Raw genomic sequence first — 17,781 nt, 5'->3', positions numbered from 1 at the left:
CCCCCGGCCCGGGGAACGCAGGGGTCAGGAGCCGTCCGCGTGGACCGCGTAGACGTATCGCTTGTCGACGTACTCGCTGACGTTCCAGATCACGGACTCCCTGATGGCGGCGGGCCTCGTCGCCTAGCCTGATCAGCATGGGAAAGACGGTGCGGCACGCGGCGCGGGCCACACTCCAGCTCGGCTTCGCCGCGTTCATGGCCTTCGGCACGATCATCTTCATCACCGTGCTGCTCATCACCGCCACCGGCGCGCTGGTGGTGATCGGCATCTGGCTCGTGCCCGAGACGGTGCTGCTGATCCGCCGGATCGCCGGCGCCAAGCGGCAGCGGACGGCCCTGTGGACGGGTACGCCGATCCCCGAGGCGTATCTGCCGCTGACCGGCCCACTGCGCGAGCGGCTGCGCACGTCGGTCCGCGACCCGGGCACCCTCGCCGACCTGACCTGGATGGTCGCCCACTACGCCTACGGCTTCCTGCTCGCCCCCGCGCTGCTGCTGTGGCCGGTCGGCCTGGCCGTGGACGGCGTACGGTGCGGGCTGCTGCACCGTACGCCGCGGGTACTGCCGCTGATCGGACGGCTCGCGGACCTGGACGCCCGCTGGTCCACCGCGCTGCTCAAGCCCGGACCCAGGGCCCAACTCGCCGAGCGGGTCGAGGAGTTGACCGTGACCCGGGCCGGCGCCATCGCCGCGCACGGGGCCGAGCTGCGCCGGATCGAACGCGATCTGCACGACGGCACCCAGGCCCGGCTGGTGTCCCTGTCCATGCGGATCGGGCTGGCCCGGCGCGCCTACGACCAGGACCCGGAAGCCGCCCGCAAGCTCCTCGCCGACGCGCAGGACCAGGCCGAGGAGGCGCTGACCGAGCTGCGGCACGTGGTGCGCGGCATCCACCCGCCGATCCTCACCGACCGGGGTCTCGCCGGGGCGGTCCGCGCGCTCGCCGCGGGCAGCGGCCTCGACGTCACCGTGCGGGTGGACGGCCTGGAGGACGGCACCGAGCCCGGCGCCCGTGCCCCCGCCGCGGTGGAGGCGGCCGCCTACTTCGTGGTCGCCGAGGCACTGACCAACGCCGCCAAGCACAGCGGCGCCGCCCAGGCCTCGGTGCACCTGCTGCGGGAGCCGGCCGGGCTGCGGGTGACCGTGCGCGACACGGGGCGCGGCGGCGCCCACCAGGCGGGCGGCTCCGGGCTGCTCGGCATGCAGCGCCGGGTGGCCGCCCTGGACGGCACCTTCGCCCTGACCAGCCCCCTCGGGGGCCCGACCGTGATCGATGTGGAGCTGCCGTGCGTGTGGTGATCGCCGAGGACAACGCCCTGCTGCGCGAGGGTCTTGTCCTGCTGCTCACGTCGACCGGCCACGAGGTGGTCGCCGTCGTCGGGACCGGACCCGAGATCCTTCCGGCGCTGCTGGCCCACCGGCCGGACGCCGCCGTCCTCGACGTGCGGATGCCGCCCGGCTTCCGCGACGAGGGCCTGCGCGCCGCGCTGGAGGCCCGTCGCCGGCTGCCCGGTCTGCCCGTGCTGGTCCTTTCGCAGTACGTCGAGGAGTCGTACGCCGCCGAACTCCTCGGCGGGGGCGCCTCCGGTGTCGGCTATCTGCTCAAGGACCGGGTCGGCCGGGTCGACGAGTTCCTCGACGCGCTGACCCGGGTCGCGGCCGGCGGCACCGCCCTGGACCCCGAGGTCGTCGCCGAACTCCTCACCCGCCGCACCGACTCGCCCCTCGACTCGCTCACCCCGCGCGAGCGCGAGGTCCTCGAACTGATGGCCGAGGGCCGCGACAACACCACCATCGCCCGCACCCTCGTCATCACCGAACGTTCCGTCAGCAAGCACATCGGCAACGTGTTCCTCAAACTCGGCCTCCCCACGAGCGACAGCGGGCACCGCCGGGTGCTGGCCGTGCTGGCGTATCTGAACAACGCCTGACGGGACCGCCACCCCCGCTCTTCGACGGGTCGCGAGTGCCGGTCGATCGGGGTTCGACCGCCGCCGGAGAGGCTGGCGCGTGCGGGACATCGGGCCTGCGGGACATCGAGCCTGCAGGACATCGGGCCTGCAGGACATCGAGCCTGCAGGACATCGAGCCTGCAGGACATCGAGCCTGCAGGACATCGGGCCTGCAGGACATCGGGCCTGCAGGACATCGGGCAGAGGCGAAGGTGACGGCTATGACTGGGCTGACGGGTTCGGCGGGTTCGGCCGCTTCTGCGGGCTCGCCGGGGAACAGGATCGTGGTCGTGGGTGCCTCCGCCGCCGGGCTCGCGGCCGTCGTGGCGCTGCGCAAAGGTGGCTACGACGGCACGCTCACCCTCGTCGGCGACGAACCGCACGCCCCCTACGACCGGCCCCCGCTGTCCAAGGAGATCCTCTCGGGCGCCTGGAGCCCCGAGCAGCTGCCCCTGCGCTCGCCCGCCGACCTCGACGCCCTCGGCCTCGACCTGCGGCTCGGCGCGGCGGCGACCGGGCTGGACACGGCGGAACGCACGGTGCGGCTGGCGGACGGGGCGACGCTCACGTACGACGGACTGATCGTGGCCACCGGCGTACGCCCGCGTCGGCTGCCCGGCGAGGGCGCGCACGTGCTGCGCACCCGCGACGACGCCCTCGCGCTGCGGGAGCGGCTGGGCCCCGGCCGGCGGCTGGTGGTGGTCGGTGCCGGGTTCCTCGGCGCGGAGGCCGCCGCGGTGGCCCGCGGTCTCGGCGCGCGGGTGACCCTGCTGGAACCGGCGCCGGTGCCGCTGGCCCACGCCGTCGGCGAGGCGGTCGGCCGGGTGCTGTCCCGGGCCCACCTGGAGCACGGGGTGGACCTGCGCTGCGGGGTCACCGTGACCGAGGTGACCGAGGACGGGGTGCGGCTCGCGGACGGTGAACTCGTCGAGGCCGACGAGGTGTTGGTCGCCATCGGCTCACTGCCCAACACCGAGTGGCTGGCGGGCAGCGGCGTCACGGTGGACGACGGCGTGGTCTGCGACGAGTACTGCGCGGCCGCGCCCGGCGTGTACGCCGCCGGGGACGTGGCCCGCTGGTACAACCCGCTCTTCGGGACCTCGATGCGGATCGAGCACCGCACCAACGCGGCCGAGCAGGGCATGGCCGCCGCCCGCAACCTGCTCGCCCCGGCCGCTCGAAAGCCGTTCGCGCCCGTGCCGTACTTCTGGTCGGACCAGTACGACATGAGGATCCAGGCGTTCGGCCATCTGCGCGGCCACGACGAAGTCGCCGTCGTGGACGGGGACCTGGCCGAGGGGCGGTTCGTGGCGGCGTACCGCACCGGCGAGCGGGTGAGCGGGACGCTCGCGGTCGGGATGCCGCCGAAGGCGATCCATGGCTGGCGGCGGGCGATCGTGGACGGGGTGCGGTGGGGGGATGCTGTGGCGGCGCGCGAGGCGGCATAGCGCCGCGTATCCCTCACGGTAGGCGCCCTCGGGTGTGCGCCCTCGCGGTGCAGCGCCCTCACTTCACAGCGCCCCCGTGTCACTCGAACGGATCAGGCCGCCTGGTGGCGGCATCCCTGCGGCGACAGGCTCGGAGCACCTCCAGGAGAGACGGGGCCCGGCCATGACCCAGCAGTCGCAGTCCGGCGGCACGCCTGACGCAACGCCCGGCGAAACACCTGGTGCGCCCGGTGCGGTGCCCGGCGGGAATCCTCCCGTGTGGAGCTCCTCCCATCAGCAGGCCGTCGGCCCGCCCGGGCCGGGCGGGTTCGGGCCCTCGGGCGCGGGCAACAGCGCCTGGGTGACCGGTGGTGTCACCTTCGCCGGCATCCTCATGGTGATGAACGGCATCATGGCCGTCCTCCAGGGCATCGCCGCCCTCTCCAAGGACGACGTGTACGCCGCCGTCGACGACTACGTCTACAAGATCAACCTGACCGGGTGGGGCTGGATCCTGCTGGTCCTCGGTGTCGTCGCCGCCCTCGCCGGGCTGGGCGTCCTCATGGGTGCGACCTGGGCCCGGCTCACCGGCATCCTGCTCGCCTCGCTCAGCATGATCGTGCAGTTCATGTTCCTGCCGTACGCGCCGATCTGGGGCGTCATCGTGATCGCCATCGACTTCTTCGTGATCTGGGCCCTCGCCGTCTACCGGCCCGCCGGCGCCGTCACGTGAAGGGGCGGCCGGGCGGGGCCCTGGGCTGACGGGCGCGAGGGCGGACCATGGACGCTCCCGGCACGCTTGTCCTGATCATGGCCATCGCCGTCCTCGCGCCGCTCGTCGCGTACGGGCTCGGCCGGTGGGTGCGGATTCCGCTGGTCATCTTCGAGATCCTGCTCGGCATCCTCATCGGCCCCGACGTCCTCGGCTGGGCCCATCACGACCAGGTCATCGACACGCTCTCCGACCTCGGCCTGTCCATGCTGATCTTTCTCGCCGGGTACGAGATCGAGTTCGCGGCCGTCCGCGGGGACACGCTGCGGCGGTCCGTGTGGGCGTGGCTGGTCTCCCTCGGCGTCGGTCTCGGGCTGGCGTTCGCCCTCACCGGCGCGGACATGTCCAAGAGCTTCGTCGTCGGGACCGCGCTCACCAGCACCGCGCTCGGCACCGTGCTGCCGATCCTGCGCGACAGCGGGGATCTGCGCGGGCGGTTCGGCGTCGTGATGATGGCGTTCGGTGCGGTCGGCGAGTTCGGGCCCGTCATCGCCATGGCGCTGCTGCTCAGCGGGCGGCGGCCGGGCGAGTCGACGGCGCTGCTGGCCGCGTTCGCCGCGGTGACCGCGGCCGGGATCTGGTGGGCGCTGCGGCCGCGGCCGCCGTGGTTCGCCCGGGTCATCGCGACCACGCTGCACAGCAGCGGGCAGTTCGCCGTCCGGTTCGTGATGCTGCTGCTGGTCTGCATGCTCGGGCTGGCCGAGGCGTTCGGGCTGGACACGCTGTTGGGGGCGTTCGCGGCGGGGCTGTTGACGCGGTTGGTGCTGCACGGGGCGGCGCCGGAGAGCAGTGAGGAGGTCCTCGGCAAGGTCGAGGCGCTCGGGTTCGGGTTCCTCGTGCCGCTGTTCTTCATCGTCACCGGTGTCGAGTTCGACCTCGACGCGCTGCTGGGCGGGGGGCGGGTGCTGGCGTTGGTGCCGGTCTTCCTGCTGCTCTTCCTCGTCGTCCGCGGGCTGCCGGTGTACGTGCTCGCGCCGCGCGATCTGAACCGGGCCGATCGGCGGGCGCTGACGCTGTACGCCTCCACGTGCCTGCCGCTCGTCGTCGCGATCACGACGATCGGGCTGGACGACAAGGTGCTGGGGTCGGGGGAGGCGGCTGCGCTGGTGGGCGCGGCCATGCTCTCCGTCCTTGTGTTTCCGCTGGTTGCGCTGCGGGTTCGGGGGCGGGTGGAGGGGCTGGGGGAGCGGTCGGTCGGCACGGAGGCGTGGTGACGTTTTTGGGGTGGGTGCGGGTTCGGGGCGGGGGCGCCGTTCGCAGGGGGGCCGGTGGGTGGGTCGGGTCCGTGCCGTCTGCTGGCATGGGCGCCGTTCGCGGTGCGGTGGGTGGGTCGGGTCCGTGCCGGTACGTCTTGCCCGTCGCCGCGTGGGCGTACTGCCCGGGAGCCGAGCAAGGCGAAGCTCGGCTGGGAGCCGGCTACGCGACGGGCAGAGACGTACCGGCACGGACCCTTCCGTGCGTACGGCGACTGCGGGCCGCGTTACTGCGGGCAATCGTGCCGCCAGGGGCGGCACGGGTGGGCGCAGCGGCGCCCCGTGAACGCCGGGCTGCGTGACCCACCCCCGGCCGGCACCAACACCGGGTGCCAAAGGAGAAGGGGGTGCCCGGGGTTTGCCCGCCCACCCCGGGGCCGGGGGTCAGTTGTTCCAGCTCTCGTCGTATGGGTCGTGGGGGACCGGGACGGGGTTGGCCTGGGTGATGTTGAGGTAGGGGATGGTGCCGCCGTTGACGGGGTCCTTGGTCCGGTGGGGGGTGTAGGTGCCGGTGACCTCCAGCCAGGTGTCCGGCTGGAGGACCGGCGGGATCCGGCCGGAGAGGCCGATCTTGACCGGCTGGGCGTCGGCGGCGCAGCAGTTGAGGGCCATCCGGACGAGGTAGGGCGCGCCGCTGTGGTCGAGGGCAAGGAAGCCCGTGAGCTTGACCTCGCGACCCCGGAGGGTACGGCCGTGGTCGTAGACGGCGCGACCGGCGTAGTCGACCACGTTCAGCCGCAGGGGACCCGCGGCGGGCAGCTTGGGATAGCCCCAGGGCTCCTGAAGGGCCGTACCGGTGCGCATCGCGCTGTACGAACCCAGCGCGGGCGGCGCGACCAGGATCAGCGCGAACAGGGGCAGGACCAGGAGCCACGCGATGCGGGGTTCACGGTGCGCCGCATGTCCGTGGGCGTCGGTGTCGGGTTCCTCGTCCCGCTCGGGGGAGGCTGACTCGGCCTTCTGCGAAGCCTCGCGCGCGGCCCGGCGTTCGTACCAGAGCGTCGCCGCCGCCGTGACGATCAGGACCACCCCGGCCGCGAGCAGCAGCGGGCGCAGGCCGGCCTTGACGTAGCGCAGGTAGAGGTCGGTGGTGCCGGCGTGCAGCACCGCGATGCCGAGAAGGAACAGCACGCCCGCCTGTGCCTGCCGGTTCACAGCAGTACCTCCCCTACGACGACCGACACGAGGACGGCCAGCGCGAACGTGGCCGGGGCGAAGCGCAGCGCGAACCCCCGGCCGAACGTGCCCGCCTGCATGGCGAACAGTTTCAGGTCGATCATCGGGCCGACCACCAGGAACGCCAGCCGCGCCGTGAGCGAGAACTGCGAGAGCGACGACGCCACGAACGCGTCCGCCTCCGAGCAGATCGACAGCAGTACGGCCAGGATCGCGAGGGCCAGTACGGAGACCACCGGGTTCGTCGCCGCCGCGTGCAGCCACACCGCCGGGACCATCGACTTCAGCGTCGCCGCCGCCATCGCGCCCACGACCAGGAAACCGCCCGCGTGCATCACGTCGTGCCGCACCGATCCCCAGAACGCCGCCCCCTTGCCCGCCCCTTCCGATGCCGGGCGAGCCGGTGGGCGCAGCCAGTCGGTGCGGCCCACCCGCTGCCACAGCCAGCCCATCGCACACGCCACCAGCAGACTCGCCGCGAACCGGGCGAGGACCATCTCGGGGTTCCGCGGGAACGCCACCGCGGTCGCCGTCAGCACGATCGGGTTGATCGCCGGGGCCGACAGGAGGAACGCGAGCGCCGCGGCGGGCGTGACTCCCCGTCGTACGAGCGCCCCGGCCACCGGCACCGAGGCGCACTCGCAGCCCGGCAGGACCGCCCCCGCCAGACCGGCGACCGGCACCGCCAGGGCGGGCCGTTTCGGCAGTGCGCGGGCGAAGAACGTCGGCGGGACGAAGACGGCGATGACCGCCGACAGCAGCACCCCGAGCACCAGGAACGGCAGCGCCTGGACGACCACCGCCACGAACACCGTCATCCAGCTCTGCATCACCGGCGCCGACAGCGCCCGGCGGACCGGGCCCTGTGCCCCGACCACCAGGAGCAGCAGCATGGTCAGCCCGAGGGAGGAGTTGAACTGCCAGCCCTGCCGGCCCGGCCGAGGTGTGCCCTGCTCCGCCCGGGGCGGGGCTGCTTCGGCGGCGGCCACGGGTGCTTTGGTGAGGGCCACGGGCGAGGTACCTCCGGCAGGAACGGCTTCGTGGGTCGGCTCCAAGTGGGCTTCCCCTCCCTTTCAGTACGGCGGCCCGGGCACCTCCGCTCAGCCCGGGCGCGGGTTTCCGTCCTATCGTGACGCCCATGCAGTCCTACACAATCGGCCAGGCAGCGCGGCTGCTCGGCGTGAGTCCCGACACCGCGCGGCGCTGGGCGGACGCCGGGCGCGTCGCCACCCACCGCGACGAGAGCGGGCGGCGGCTCATCGACGGCCGGGACCTCGCCGCCTTCTCGGTGGAGCTCGCCAAGTCCGGTGAGGAGGAGGGGGCCTCGTACACCGCGTCCACCTCCGTGCGGAACGCCTTCCCCGGCATCGTCACCGCTGTGAAGCTCGGTGACGTCGCCGCCCAGGTGGAGATCCAGGCCGGACCGCACCGGCTGGTCTCCCTCCTCACCCGCGAGGCCGTCGAGGAGCTCGGGCTGGAGGTCGGGGTGGAGGCCACCGCCCGTGTGAAGTCCACCAACGTGCACATCGACCGCGTCTGAGCACCCCAGCACCCGAGCACCGGCGCACCGGCGCACCGGCGCACCGGGAGACCCTCCCCTCCGTACAAACGCACATGCGAGTCCAGTTCCCCATCGGTCCAGCTCATGCGATGCGACAGCAGACTTCCGCCTTGCATCTGCGTCAGTATGATCTGCGTATGCGCCGGGTCGACTCCGGGAGACCGTGTGCGACCGACCAGAGGGAGTGGCCCCGTGATCACCCGTACCGCTCGCCGGACCCGTAGGACCCTGCAAGTGGCCGGCGTCGGTGCCGCCGCCCTGCTCGCCCTGAGCGCCTGCTCGTCGTCCGACTCGGACTCCGCCGACGGGTCCGGGTCCTCGTCTTCCTCGTCGCAGAAGCTCTCGGGCACGGTGACCGTGTTCGCCGCCGCCTCGCTGAAGGAGAGCTTCACGGCGCTCGGCAAGGAGTTCGAGAAGGCGCACCCGGGGACGAAGGTCACCTTCAGCTTCGGCGGCAGCGACTCCCTCGCCGCGAGCATCACCGGCGGCGCCCCGGCCGACGTCTTCGCCGCCGCGAGCCCCAAGACGATGGCGCTCGTGACCGACAAGAAGGACACGGCCACGGCCCCCGTCACCTTCGTCCGCAACCAGCTGGAGATCGCGACCCTGCCCGGCAACCCCGACAAGGTCGCCTCCCTGAAGGACCTCACCAGGTCCGGCCTCAAGGTCGTACTGTGCGACAAGACGGTGCCGTGCGGTGCCGCCGCGCAGAAGGCGCTGGACGCCGCCGGACTCAAGCTCACCCCGGTCTCCTACGAGCAGGACGTCAAGGCGGCCCTGACGAAGGTGGAGCTGAAGGAGGCCGACGCCGCCGTCGTCTACAAGACCGATGTGAAGTCGGCCGGTGACAAGGTGGAGGGCGTGGAGTTTCCCGAGTCGGCCAAGGCCGTCAACGACTATCCGATCGCCCTGCTCAAGGACGCGCGCAACACCGCCACCTCGAAGGCCTTCATCGCGCTCGTGCGGTCCGCCGAGGGCCAGAAGGTCCTGACGTCCGCCGGGTTCCTCAAGCCGTGACCCGCTCCGCACCGTCCGACGCCGCGGCCGACACCCTCGTGGGCGGTCCGCGGCGCGGGCGTGTCCGCGGCGAGTGGGCGGGGCGGGGCAAGGGGTCCGGCCGAGGCAAGGGGCCGGGGGGAGGCCGCAGGGGTGTGCCGCTGCCGCTCCTTGTGCCCGCGCTCGTCGGGCTGGCCTTTCTGATCCTGCCCCTGGTCGCTCTGCTCGTACGGGCCCCGTGGCGCAGCCTGCCCGGCCAGTTGCGCAGTACCGAGGTGTGGCAGGCGCTCCAGCTGTCCCTGGTGAGCGCGACCGCGGCCACCGCCGTCAGCCTGGTGCTGGGCGTACCGCTGGCCTGGCTGCTGGCCCGTACGGACTTCCCCGGCCGGGGCTTGGTACGGGCACTGGTGACCCTTCCTCTCGTGCTGCCGCCGGTGGTGGGCGGTGTGGCGCTGCTGCTGGCGCTCGGCCGCAACGGAGTCGTCGGGCAGTGGCTGGACTCGTGGTTCGGGATCACGCTGCCGTTCACGACGGCCGGGGTGGTGGTGGCCGAGGCGTTCGTGGCGATGCCCTTCCTGGTGATCAGCGTGGAGGGCACGCTGCGGGCCGCCGATCCGCGCTACGAGGAGGCCGCGACGACGCTCGGCGCCTCCCGGTTCACCGCGTTCCGCCGGGTCACGCTGCCGCTGATCGCGCCCGGCGTCGCGGCGGGCGCCGTGCTGGCCTGGGCGCGCGCCCTCGGTGAGTTCGGAGCGACGATCACGTTCGCGGGCAACTTCCCCGGCCGTACGCAGACCATGCCGCTGGCCGTCTACCTCGCCCTGCAGAGCGACCCGGAGGCGGCGATCGCCCTCAGCCTGGTGCTGCTGGCCGTGTCCATCGCGGTCCTCGCCGGGCTGCGCGACCGATGGATGACGACCGCCTCATGACCGACATCGAGAAGACCGACGTCGAGAAGACCGAGAAGGCCCGGCGCGACACCCCGCAGGCATCCGGTCCCCAGTCGTCCGGCCTCACCGGTGCCGGTCTCGACGCCCATCTCATCGTGGACCGCGGTTCCTTCCACCTCGACGTCGCACTGGCCGCCGCGCCCGGCGACGTCGTCGCCCTGCTCGGGCCCAACGGGGCAGGAAAGACAACGGCGTTGCGGGCCCTGGCCGGGCTCACCCCGCTCACCGGCGGCCATCTGCGCCTGGACGGCGCCTCGTTGGACCGTACGCCGCCCGAGTCCCGGCCGGTCGGCGTCGTGTTCCAGGACTATCTGCTCTTCCCGCACCTCAGCGCCCTCGACAACGTGGCGTTCGGGCCGCGCTGCCAGGGCGCCACCAAGGCGGAGGCTCGCGCCCTTGCGGCGGCCTGGCTGGACCGTATGGGGCTCGCCGACCACGCGGGAGCCAGGCCCCGCCGCCTCTCCGGCGGTCAGGCGCAGCGCGTCGCCCTCGCCCGGGCGCTGGCCACCCGCCCCCGGCTGCTGCTCCTGGACGAGCCGCTCGCCGCGCTGGACGCCCGTACCCGCCTCGATGTGCGGGCCCAGCTCCGGCACCATCTGGCCGAGTTCGAGGCCGTCGCCGTGCTGGTCACGCACGATCCGCTGGACGCCATGGTGCTGGCCGACCGGCTCGTCGTCGTCGAGCACGGGCGCGTCGTCCAGCAGGGCACGCCCTCGGACATCGCCCGCCACCCGCGCACCGACTACATCGCCCAGCTCGTCGGCCTGAACCTCTACAAGGGCCGGGCCGAGGGCCACACCGTCACGCTCGACTCCGGCCCGGCGATCACCACCACCGAGGACCTCACCGGCCCCGTCTTCGTCGCGTTCCCGCCCAGCGCCGTCACCCTCCACCGCGACCGGCCCACCGGCTCCAGCGCCCGCAACCTGTGGCAGTGCCGGGTGGGCGGCCTGGAGACGCACGGCGACCAGATCCGTGCCGACCTCACCGGCGAGCTCCCCCTCGCCGCCGACCTCACCACCGTCGCGGCCGCCGAACTCGACCTCCATCCGGGTGCCGCGGTCTGGGCGACCGTGAAGGCCACGCAGACCCACGCGTATCCGGCCTGACCCGGGCCACGCACCCGGGAGGGTGACCCGGGGTGGGCCGCCCGCCGGTCTCGACCGGCGGGCCACGCACCCCGCAGGTAGAGACGAGTCATGGGCAACTTCTTGCGGATCCTGAGGGAACGCGTCGGCAATACGACGAGGGCGCGAGCCGTCGCACTGGTGGCGACGGCGGTGGCGGCGGTGCTCGGGGCGGTGGTCCTGCTCGTCTCCTGGGGCGGGGAGCCCGGGCCGCGGCCCGTGTCCGAGGACGAGGCCCAGCGCATGGCGCTGGCGCGGCTGCGGACGTACGAGGCGAGCCCCTCGGAGGTGCGGGTGCGGCTGCCGCTGGGCGCCGCCGGGTCCTCCTCGTCCGGCACGGTCACCGTGCGCGCCGTCGTCGACCACCGCGTGCACCGGGCCGTCGGCGTGTACGAGGCCGCCGACGCCGAGCGGACCGTACGGGGGCTGGTCGCCTGGGACCCCAAGGGCATCGCGGTCGCCCGAAAGCCACAGTCACCGACCACCTCGGGCGCACCCGGCGACCTGGACAGCGCCGCCACCGACGGTGCTCCCGGGCGGGCGTCACGGCAGCCCGCCCCCGGTGTGGTGACCACCGCCGCGCAGGCCGTCCGGGCCGCGGGCGCGCTTCCCCCCGACGAGTGGACCCGGCGCCCCTACACCAACGCCGCCCTGGACCGGGCGCTGCGCCTGGTGCTGTCCATGGCGGCGGACCGCCCGGACAACGCCCAACTCCTCGCCCGCTCCCACCCGTTGTGGCTGCGTGACGAGAGCCTCGACGGCCACGGCTACAGCGTCTTCTCCGGCCCGCGCCCCCACCCGGCCGCCTCCCACGCCTCCACGAGCCCGGCGGCAGGTGCCACCGCAGCCGCCGGGCGCTCCCCGCTGACGTACTGGATCGACAAGGACGGCCGCATGCGCCGGGTCACGGCCCGGCTCGCCCCGGGCCAGGAGGCCACGGTGGACCTGGTCGCCGAGCGGGTGCACGCCAAGGTGCCGGGTGCGCCGTGGGAGAAGGCGAAGGAGGCGCAGGGTGCGAAGGGGCAGCGCCGCTAGCCGCGCTTTACGAACCTTCCCTTTCCGTACCTTCTCTTCTTCCGCACCTTCTCTTCGCGGACTTTCCCTTTCCAGACATACGTTACGGAAGGCCCGCGGTTGAGGTCGTGCCGGGCCGATGGAGGAATTGCGCCAGGGGGAGTTGGCGGAAGATTGACCAACGGAGAGGAAGGTTGACCAGCCGATAGGAAAACCAAGGAATTCGCGAATGTACGTTCACCCGCATGCCCGCGCAGCCCCCACGCCCCCCACGCCTGCCCGTCCTCCCCTATCGCAAGCCCACCCGCGGCCGCGACTACTGGGTCCTGGACGACGTCCTGCCCAACGTGGACGAGATCAGGGCCCGTTGCCTGGCCAAGGACGACTGGACCGAAGGCTTCCCGTACAAGAAGGAGAGCTGGCCCGGTCTGCGCACGATGCCCGGCCTCGAACCGGGTGAACTCGCCCGTGTCGAGCGGCTGGTGAAGAAGGAGACCGGCGCGCAGAAGCTGTGGCAGGAGTCCGCGCCCGGCGGCGGCACGCTGAACCACAACTGCATCCAGGTCGTCGGCAAGGACGAGGGCGAGGTACGCCCGCACACCGACTCACGCGCCCTGTGCCGGTACGCCGCCGTCCTGTACCTCAGCCCGAACGTGCCCAAGGACTGCGGCACCAGCTTCTTCCGGCAGAACCTCCCCGGGGGAGTCCTCGGCGGCAACATGGTGCAGGCCCCGCACACCAACCTGGTCGAGGCGCTCGGCACGCGCTTCGTCTCCCCCGACTCCTTCGTCGAGGACGTACGCGTACCGCAGCGCTACAACCGGCTGCTGCTCTACAAGGCCAACATCATGCACAGCGCGACGGGTTACGCCGGTGCCTCGCTGGAGGAGAAGCGCATGACGGCCGTCTTCTTCTGGATGGCCTGACCCCCCTCACCCCCGACCGGTCGGCCCCGGCGGTCAGTTGTCGGTGCCGTCGCCGGGGACGGCAGCCGAGGCCGAGGTGTGCCAGTTGGTGACGATCGGCTTGTCGACGGTGATCGTGCCGACCTTCAGGGAGACGGGGTTCGGGTCGTCGTCGGAGACGCTGACGATGATGCTGTCCAGTTCCTTGCCGTCGCTGGTGTTGGTCGTCTTCGGGTTCACCCCCGCGTACGCCACCGTGGAGCCGCTCAGCGTCACCTGCTCGCCCACCGCCTGCTCGGCGTTGGACGCCTGGGTCCCGTCGGAGCCGAACGCCACCACGGGCAGGTCGCCCGAGAGGATGCACTTGATGCCGGGCTTGGCCTTCGCCATCACCAGGATGTAACCCCCGGCCTGCGACTCGGACTTCGTGCTCCACGTGAGGTCGTTGGTTCCGCACGCCTGCCCGTAGCCGGTCTTGTCACCGGTGGTGGAGTCGTCGCCGGCCGTACCGCCGGTCGTACCGCCGCTGGTCTTGCCGGTGCTCTTGGCCGGGGTACTGGTGGACGTACCGGTGGAGGTACCGGCCGAGCCTCCCGTGGCCTTGCCGCCGGAAGCGCTGCCCGACGCGGTGGCCGTGGCACTCCCGGAGGGAGTCGACGAGTTGGCGTCCGAGGCGTCGTCCGACCCGTTGCAGGCGGTCAGCGACAACGCGGCGGCGAGGCCGGCGGCGGCCAGGGCGAGAGTGCGGATGCGGGAGGTGCGGTGCGTGCGCATGGGTGTGCTTCCCGTTCGTGGTTACTGCAAGGAGTTCTTGCGAGTGGATCTTGCTCGTGGTGTTCGTGGATCTCGCCCACCGGGCCCGTCCGGCCCTTTCCGGAGGGCCCGTTCGGCCCTTTCCGGCGTCGGGTCCCACTCTGCATGCCCGCTGCGGACCGCCGCAATGATCTTCGACCAGGACGGGACACTGGAACGGAAAAGTCTGCTCTGACCTGCGCGAATACGGCCCCCTTGGAACGGCTGTCCGGGACGCGGAACACCTGGCGGAGGGTCGAGTGACGGTCGTGTGGCACTCGTGACACCCGTTTGTGACACCGGCCCCGGTTGCGGATCACCGGAGGGGGGCATCACCCGAAGGCAGGACCGGCCGCGCACTGTTTTCGAGTGGGGCTCCGGTCAGCGGGGTCCGGCCGGGGAGCGCCGGTATTTTTCGGAGGGGAAGTGGCTGTCATGCGTGCGCACGAGCGCGCCGTTCGGCACACCGCACGTGTGGAGTACACGCTGCCGCGCGAGGCCGTTTCGGCGGGCAGGGCACGCAAGCTGACGTCCGCGTTCCTCACGCGCTCACGGTCTCGCGTGGTGCCGATGACCCCCGACCAGGTCGACGACGCGACGCTGATCGCCTCCGAGCTCGTCGCCAACGCCGTCCGGCACGGCCGCACCGGATGCCGGCTCCGCCTTCAGGTGGCACACGGGGCGGTGACGGTCGAGGTCCACGACGACGCTCCGGGGCGGCCCAGGGTCGGCCTGATGGACACCGAGTCGGAGAGCGGCCGCGGCCTCGCGATGGTGCAGGCCCTCGCCCAACGCCTGGAGGTCGTCAGCACGGGCGTGGGCGGCAAGACCGTACGGGCCATATTGGCCGTGTGAGCCGAGCCGTGTGAGTTGTGTGAGCCCAGGCGTGTGAGCCGTCCGCCTCATCGACGCGAGAACAAAAACAGCCGGCCGGGGACCACACCTCGCGGTGCGGATCCCCGGCCGGCTGCTTCAGGCAGATGTGCCGGATCAGGCGGGAACGATGTTCTCGGCCTGGGGGCCCTTCTGGCCCTGCGTGACGTCGAAGGTCACCTTCTGGCCTTCCTGCAGCTCACGGAAGCCAGAGGTGGCGATGTTGGAGTAGTGGGCGAAGACGTCGGCGCCGCCGCCGTCCTGCTCGATGAAGCCGAAGCCCTTTTCCGAGTTGAACCACTTCACGGTTCCAGTAGCCATGTCATATCTCCTTAGGGGCAGTGCTCGTGGGTCCACACTGTGCGAACCCGCGTCGCCGCGATGATTGCCCCGTCCGGGAGAAAAGCATCCGGAAATTCAAAAACGAACCAACCGATACTGATCGGCAAGTCCGTTTGAAGTCCTTGGGAACCACAACTGCAACTGTTATCGACCCTAGCACGGGAGGGCCTTCAGATGGCCACCCACTATGTCACCTCTTCTGCGGGAATAAAAAACCGGGCGCTGGGCAAGGGCGGCGCCGAGCCGCCGGTGGCGGCGGACGGCGCCGTGGCTCACCCGGACGGACCGCCGCACTGGTGAGGGACCGGACCCGATGGTGCCGTAAGAGGACCTGCCCGCCCGGCGGGCAGGTCCCCAGGTCCGCAGGTCCCCAGGTCCGTCCTCAGGAGGCTCCCGCCGTGAACCGTCCGTCTCGTCCGGCCCGCACCTCCCGGCCGTCCCGTCTCCTCGCCTGCGCCGTCACCGCGGGAGTCCTGCTGTCGGCGGCCGCGTGCACGGGTGAGGGCGGCGGCGGCCGGGCCGCGGAGGGCGACGGTGACGGCGGTCCGGGCCACCGGGCCGCCGCGTCCCCCGCCACCGCGGAGTCCCCCACCGCCACCGCGTCGGCATCTCCCGCCCTCACCGACGCCCAGGCGCGGGCCGCGCTGATCAACGGCGCCGATCTGGGCGAGCAGTGGTCGGCGACGCAGGGCGGGGCGACCTGGCGGGACGGTCTGCTCAAGAGCACGACGGCCGCCGCGGACGCGGACCCGGACTGCGGGCGGCTGCTGGACGGCGTCTACACGGAGGAGCTGCTCGGCGAACCGAAGGGTGTCCGCGCGGCCACCGGCTTCGACGACGCCGACAACCAGGGCCAGCTGCACTACCAGGTGGCCGCGTACAGCCAGGCCGACGTCGACGCGAAGCTGGCCTGGCTGAAGACGCTGCCCGCCAAGTGCGCCCGGTTCACGGCGACCGATGTGCGGGGCGGGCGGCAGAGCGTCCAGGTCGCCCCGGTGGCGCTGCCGGGCACGGGGGACGCGCGCGAGGGCCTGCGGCTGACGATCACGGGTACGGCGGCCGACACCGACGGCGCCACACCGATGCTGACCCTGGACATCGCCGCCGTACGGGTCGGGGACCACGCCGTCCTCGTCACCAACGGCGGTCTCGCGGGCGCCGAGGAGGACGCCACCCAGCGGGCCGTACAGCTCGGGGCCCCGCGTCTGCAGGACGCGATCGCGGGCCGGGCACCCGCGCAGCAGCCCAGCCGGCCTCCCGTGGAGTCCACCCGGCCGCCGGTCCAGCCGGTGCAGCCGCCCGCCGAGCCCGACGACGAGGCCGAGTACGAAGACGGCTGACCGCTCCGCCCGCGGGGGCTCTAACGCCCGCCCGAGCCCGTCGTGTCCCCTTCGCCCGTCGGCGCGGTCCCCTCGATGTCGACGACCGAGCCGAGCCGCAGCCGGCTGTAGAGCCACTTCGCGTCGTACGAGCGCAGGCCGATCCAGCCGTTGGTGCGTTCGTATTTGCCGGGGGCGTTGTCGTCATACGTGAGGGTGCCGATGTACGTCGTCGAGGTGCCGTCGGCGGAGGAGAGCTCAAGGACCCAGGGGAGCTTCACGGTGTAGTCCTTGTCCGGGAAGCGGACCGTGGAGGACGTCACCTTGACGGCTTCCTTGGCGGTGACCGTCATCCGGCCGGTGGGCGTGGGCGACTTCAGCATGCCCGAGGAGATCGGCAGGTCGATGTGGTCGAAGGTCAGCACGCGCCGGGACAGGTCGACCGTCACGTCGGGCAACGCCGGGGTGGTGGGCGTACCGGTGGGGCTCGTGGCCGGGGCCGGGCTGCGGTCCGTGCCGTCGCCGCCCGGGTTCAGCGCCAGGACGAGGGCGAGGGCGGTCGCGGCACAGGCTCCGGCGACGCCACCGGCCGTACGGCGGCGCCTGCGGCGTACCGCACGGTGCCGGATCTCGGCGCCGGACACCGACGCAGGAGCCTCGCCTGCCTGCGCCAACTCCTTGAGCTGAGAGGTGAGTTCATCGGACACGGTCGTCCTCCCTCTCCCCTTCGTCCACCGACAGTTCCCGCGCCAGCGCGGCCCGGCCACGGGACAGGCGGGCCTTGACCGTCCCCACCGGGGCACCTGTTTCGGAGGCTACCTGCTCGACACTCAGGTCGCACAGATGGTGCAGGACCACGGCCATCCGCTGGGGTTCGGGCAGGGTGCGCAGCGCGGCGACCAGGGCGGTGCGTTCGGGGTCGGGGCCCGGGGTGTGCTCCGGCGGGGGCGTACGGCGGACGAGCTCCAGCCAGCGGCGGGCGCGGCGCCAGCGGCTCACCGCGAGCCGGGTCGCCACGGTGCGGATCCACGCCTCGGGCGCCCCGTCGGCGAGGAACTCCCGCCGCCGGTCCCAGGCCCGGACGAACGCCTCCTGGACGACGTCCTGCGCCTCGCCGTGGTCCCCCGTGAAGGCGTACAGCTGGCCGGTCAGCCGGGGAAACGCGGCCGCGTAGAACGCGTCGAACTCTTCCTCGGTCATGCCCCCGCGTCTTCCTCGGTCATGCCCTGACGGACGTCATCCGAGTTTTCCGGGTTCCCGTGCAACCCAGGTGTCTTCGTCGTGCGTACAGGTCCCGTACGACGCACATCGAAACACACC

Annotated in this window: 20 protein-coding genes; 14 read left to right on the top strand and 6 right to left on the bottom strand. The window is 72.4% G+C overall.

The window, feature by feature from the left end; genetic code table 11:
- The first annotated feature begins 137 nt into the window (after positions 1-137).
- The 5 genes from ACN6LB_RS14895 to ACN6LB_RS14875 all read left to right on the top strand — a co-directional run bounded on the left by ACN6LB_RS14895 (position 138) and on the right by ACN6LB_RS14875 (position 5,367).
- The gene (locus ACN6LB_RS14895; protein ID WP_445026207.1) at positions 138-1,301 is read left to right on the top strand and encodes a histidine kinase; all 1,164 of its coding nucleotides are present in this window, start codon (positions 138-140) and stop codon (positions 1,299-1,301) included.
- Positions 1,289-1,933 carry a LuxR C-terminal-related transcriptional regulator gene (locus tag ACN6LB_RS14890; RefSeq protein WP_445026206.1) on the top strand — a complete coding sequence of 215 codons (645 nt, stop codon included), beginning with the start codon at positions 1,289-1,291 and terminating at the stop codon, positions 1,931-1,933. The genes ACN6LB_RS14895 and ACN6LB_RS14890 overlap by 13 nt, the downstream gene beginning before the upstream one ends.
- A gap of 242 nt (positions 1,934-2,175) precedes the next feature.
- Positions 2,176-3,402, top strand: coding sequence for an NAD(P)/FAD-dependent oxidoreductase (locus ACN6LB_RS14885; RefSeq protein WP_445026205.1), 1,227 nt, complete (start codon positions 2,176-2,178; stop codon positions 3,400-3,402).
- A gap of 163 nt (positions 3,403-3,565) precedes the next feature.
- Positions 3,566-4,114: a DUF7144 family membrane protein gene (locus tag ACN6LB_RS14880; RefSeq protein WP_445026204.1), complete on the top strand. Its 549-nt coding sequence runs from the start codon at positions 3,566-3,568 to the stop codon at positions 4,112-4,114.
- Positions 4,115-4,161: 47 nt separating this feature from the next.
- Complete coding sequence (locus tag ACN6LB_RS14875; RefSeq protein WP_445026203.1) at positions 4,162-5,367, top strand: cation:proton antiporter; 1,206 nt, start codon at positions 4,162-4,164, stop codon at positions 5,365-5,367.
- A 423-nt stretch (positions 5,368-5,790) separates the two neighbouring features.
- Here ACN6LB_RS14875 and ACN6LB_RS14870 read toward each other — a convergent pair whose 3' ends face one another.
- Positions 5,791-6,561 carry a TIGR03943 family putative permease subunit gene (locus ACN6LB_RS14870; RefSeq protein WP_445026202.1) on the bottom strand — a complete coding sequence of 257 codons (771 nt, stop codon included), beginning with the start codon at positions 6,559-6,561 and terminating at the stop codon, positions 5,791-5,793.
- The gene (locus tag ACN6LB_RS14865; RefSeq protein ID WP_445026201.1) at positions 6,558-7,592 is read right to left on the bottom strand and encodes a permease; all 1,035 of its coding nucleotides are present in this window, start codon (positions 7,590-7,592) and stop codon (positions 6,558-6,560) included. The genes ACN6LB_RS14870 and ACN6LB_RS14865 overlap by 4 nt, the downstream gene beginning before the upstream one ends.
- A 128-nt stretch (positions 7,593-7,720) precedes the next feature.
- Between ACN6LB_RS14865 and ACN6LB_RS14860 the strand changes: the two genes are divergently transcribed.
- From ACN6LB_RS14860 to ACN6LB_RS14835, 6 genes are all read left to right on the top strand, one after another.
- A complete protein-coding gene (locus ACN6LB_RS14860) occupies positions 7,721-8,122 on the top strand; it encodes a TOBE domain-containing protein (RefSeq protein WP_445026200.1) in 402 nt (133 codons plus the stop codon).
- A 216-nt stretch (positions 8,123-8,338) separates the two neighbouring features.
- Positions 8,339-9,160, top strand: coding sequence for a molybdate ABC transporter substrate-binding protein (gene modA / locus ACN6LB_RS14855; RefSeq protein ID WP_445026217.1), 822 nt, complete (start codon positions 8,339-8,341; stop codon positions 9,158-9,160).
- Complete coding sequence (gene modB / locus ACN6LB_RS14850; protein ID WP_356147651.1) at positions 9,157-10,068, top strand: molybdate ABC transporter permease subunit; 912 nt, start codon at positions 9,157-9,159, stop codon at positions 10,066-10,068. Before modA ends, modB begins: the two co-directional genes overlap by 4 nt.
- Positions 10,065-11,198: an ABC transporter ATP-binding protein gene (locus ACN6LB_RS14845; RefSeq protein ID WP_445026199.1), complete on the top strand. Its 1,134-nt coding sequence runs from the start codon at positions 10,065-10,067 to the stop codon at positions 11,196-11,198. Before modB ends, ACN6LB_RS14845 begins: the two co-directional genes overlap by 4 nt.
- Before the next feature lie 90 nt (positions 11,199-11,288).
- Positions 11,289-12,251, top strand: a complete 963-nt coding sequence (locus ACN6LB_RS14840) for a hypothetical protein (RefSeq protein WP_445026198.1) — start codon at positions 11,289-11,291, stop codon at positions 12,249-12,251.
- Positions 12,252-12,475: 224 nt separating this feature from the next.
- Positions 12,476-13,156, top strand: a complete 681-nt coding sequence (locus ACN6LB_RS14835; RefSeq protein ID WP_445026197.1) for a DUF6445 family protein — start codon at positions 12,476-12,478, stop codon at positions 13,154-13,156.
- Between the two features lie 33 nt (positions 13,157-13,189).
- On the opposite strand, the gene ACN6LB_RS14830 is transcribed toward ACN6LB_RS14835, so the two are convergent.
- A complete protein-coding gene (locus tag ACN6LB_RS14830; protein ID WP_445026196.1) occupies positions 13,190-13,909 on the bottom strand; it encodes a hypothetical protein in 720 nt (239 codons plus the stop codon).
- Between the two features lie 453 nt (positions 13,910-14,362).
- Between ACN6LB_RS14830 and ACN6LB_RS14825 the strand changes: the two genes are divergently transcribed.
- On the top strand, positions 14,363-14,782 hold the full coding sequence (locus tag ACN6LB_RS14825; RefSeq protein ID WP_356144972.1) for an ATP-binding protein: 420 nt from the start codon (positions 14,363-14,365) through the stop codon (positions 14,780-14,782).
- 135 nt (positions 14,783-14,917) lie between these two features.
- On the opposite strand, the gene ACN6LB_RS14820 is transcribed toward ACN6LB_RS14825, so the two are convergent.
- The gene (locus ACN6LB_RS14820; RefSeq protein WP_004985680.1) at positions 14,918-15,121 is read right to left on the bottom strand and encodes a cold-shock protein; all 204 of its coding nucleotides are present in this window, start codon (positions 15,119-15,121) and stop codon (positions 14,918-14,920) included.
- Between the two features lie 195 nt (positions 15,122-15,316).
- On the opposite strand from ACN6LB_RS14820, the gene ACN6LB_RS14815 reads away from it, so the two are divergent.
- The gene (locus ACN6LB_RS14815; protein WP_445026195.1) at positions 15,317-15,442 is read left to right on the top strand and encodes a hypothetical protein; all 126 of its coding nucleotides are present in this window, start codon (positions 15,317-15,319) and stop codon (positions 15,440-15,442) included.
- A gap of 98 nt (positions 15,443-15,540) precedes the next feature.
- Positions 15,541-16,482: a hypothetical protein gene (locus tag ACN6LB_RS14810; RefSeq protein ID WP_445026194.1), complete on the top strand. Its 942-nt coding sequence runs from the start codon at positions 15,541-15,543 to the stop codon at positions 16,480-16,482.
- A 20-nt stretch (positions 16,483-16,502) separates the two neighbouring features.
- Here the strand turns inward: ACN6LB_RS14810 and ACN6LB_RS14805 are convergent, their stop codons facing one another.
- Positions 16,503-17,168 (bottom strand): L,D-transpeptidase, encoded by a 666-nt coding sequence (locus ACN6LB_RS14805; RefSeq protein ID WP_445026193.1) that lies wholly within the window; start codon positions 17,166-17,168, stop codon positions 16,503-16,505.
- On the bottom strand, positions 17,158-17,661 hold the full coding sequence (locus ACN6LB_RS14800) for a SigE family RNA polymerase sigma factor (protein ID WP_356144980.1): 504 nt from the start codon (positions 17,659-17,661) through the stop codon (positions 17,158-17,160). The genes ACN6LB_RS14805 and ACN6LB_RS14800 overlap by 11 nt, the downstream gene beginning before the upstream one ends.
- Between the last annotated feature and the right edge of the window lie 120 nt (positions 17,662-17,781).

The sequence above is a fragment of the Streptomyces sp. SAS_270 genome (assembly GCF_052543295.1).
Note: the sequence above shows the minus strand (reverse complement) of the source record. Positions and strands in the feature narration are given on the sequence as shown.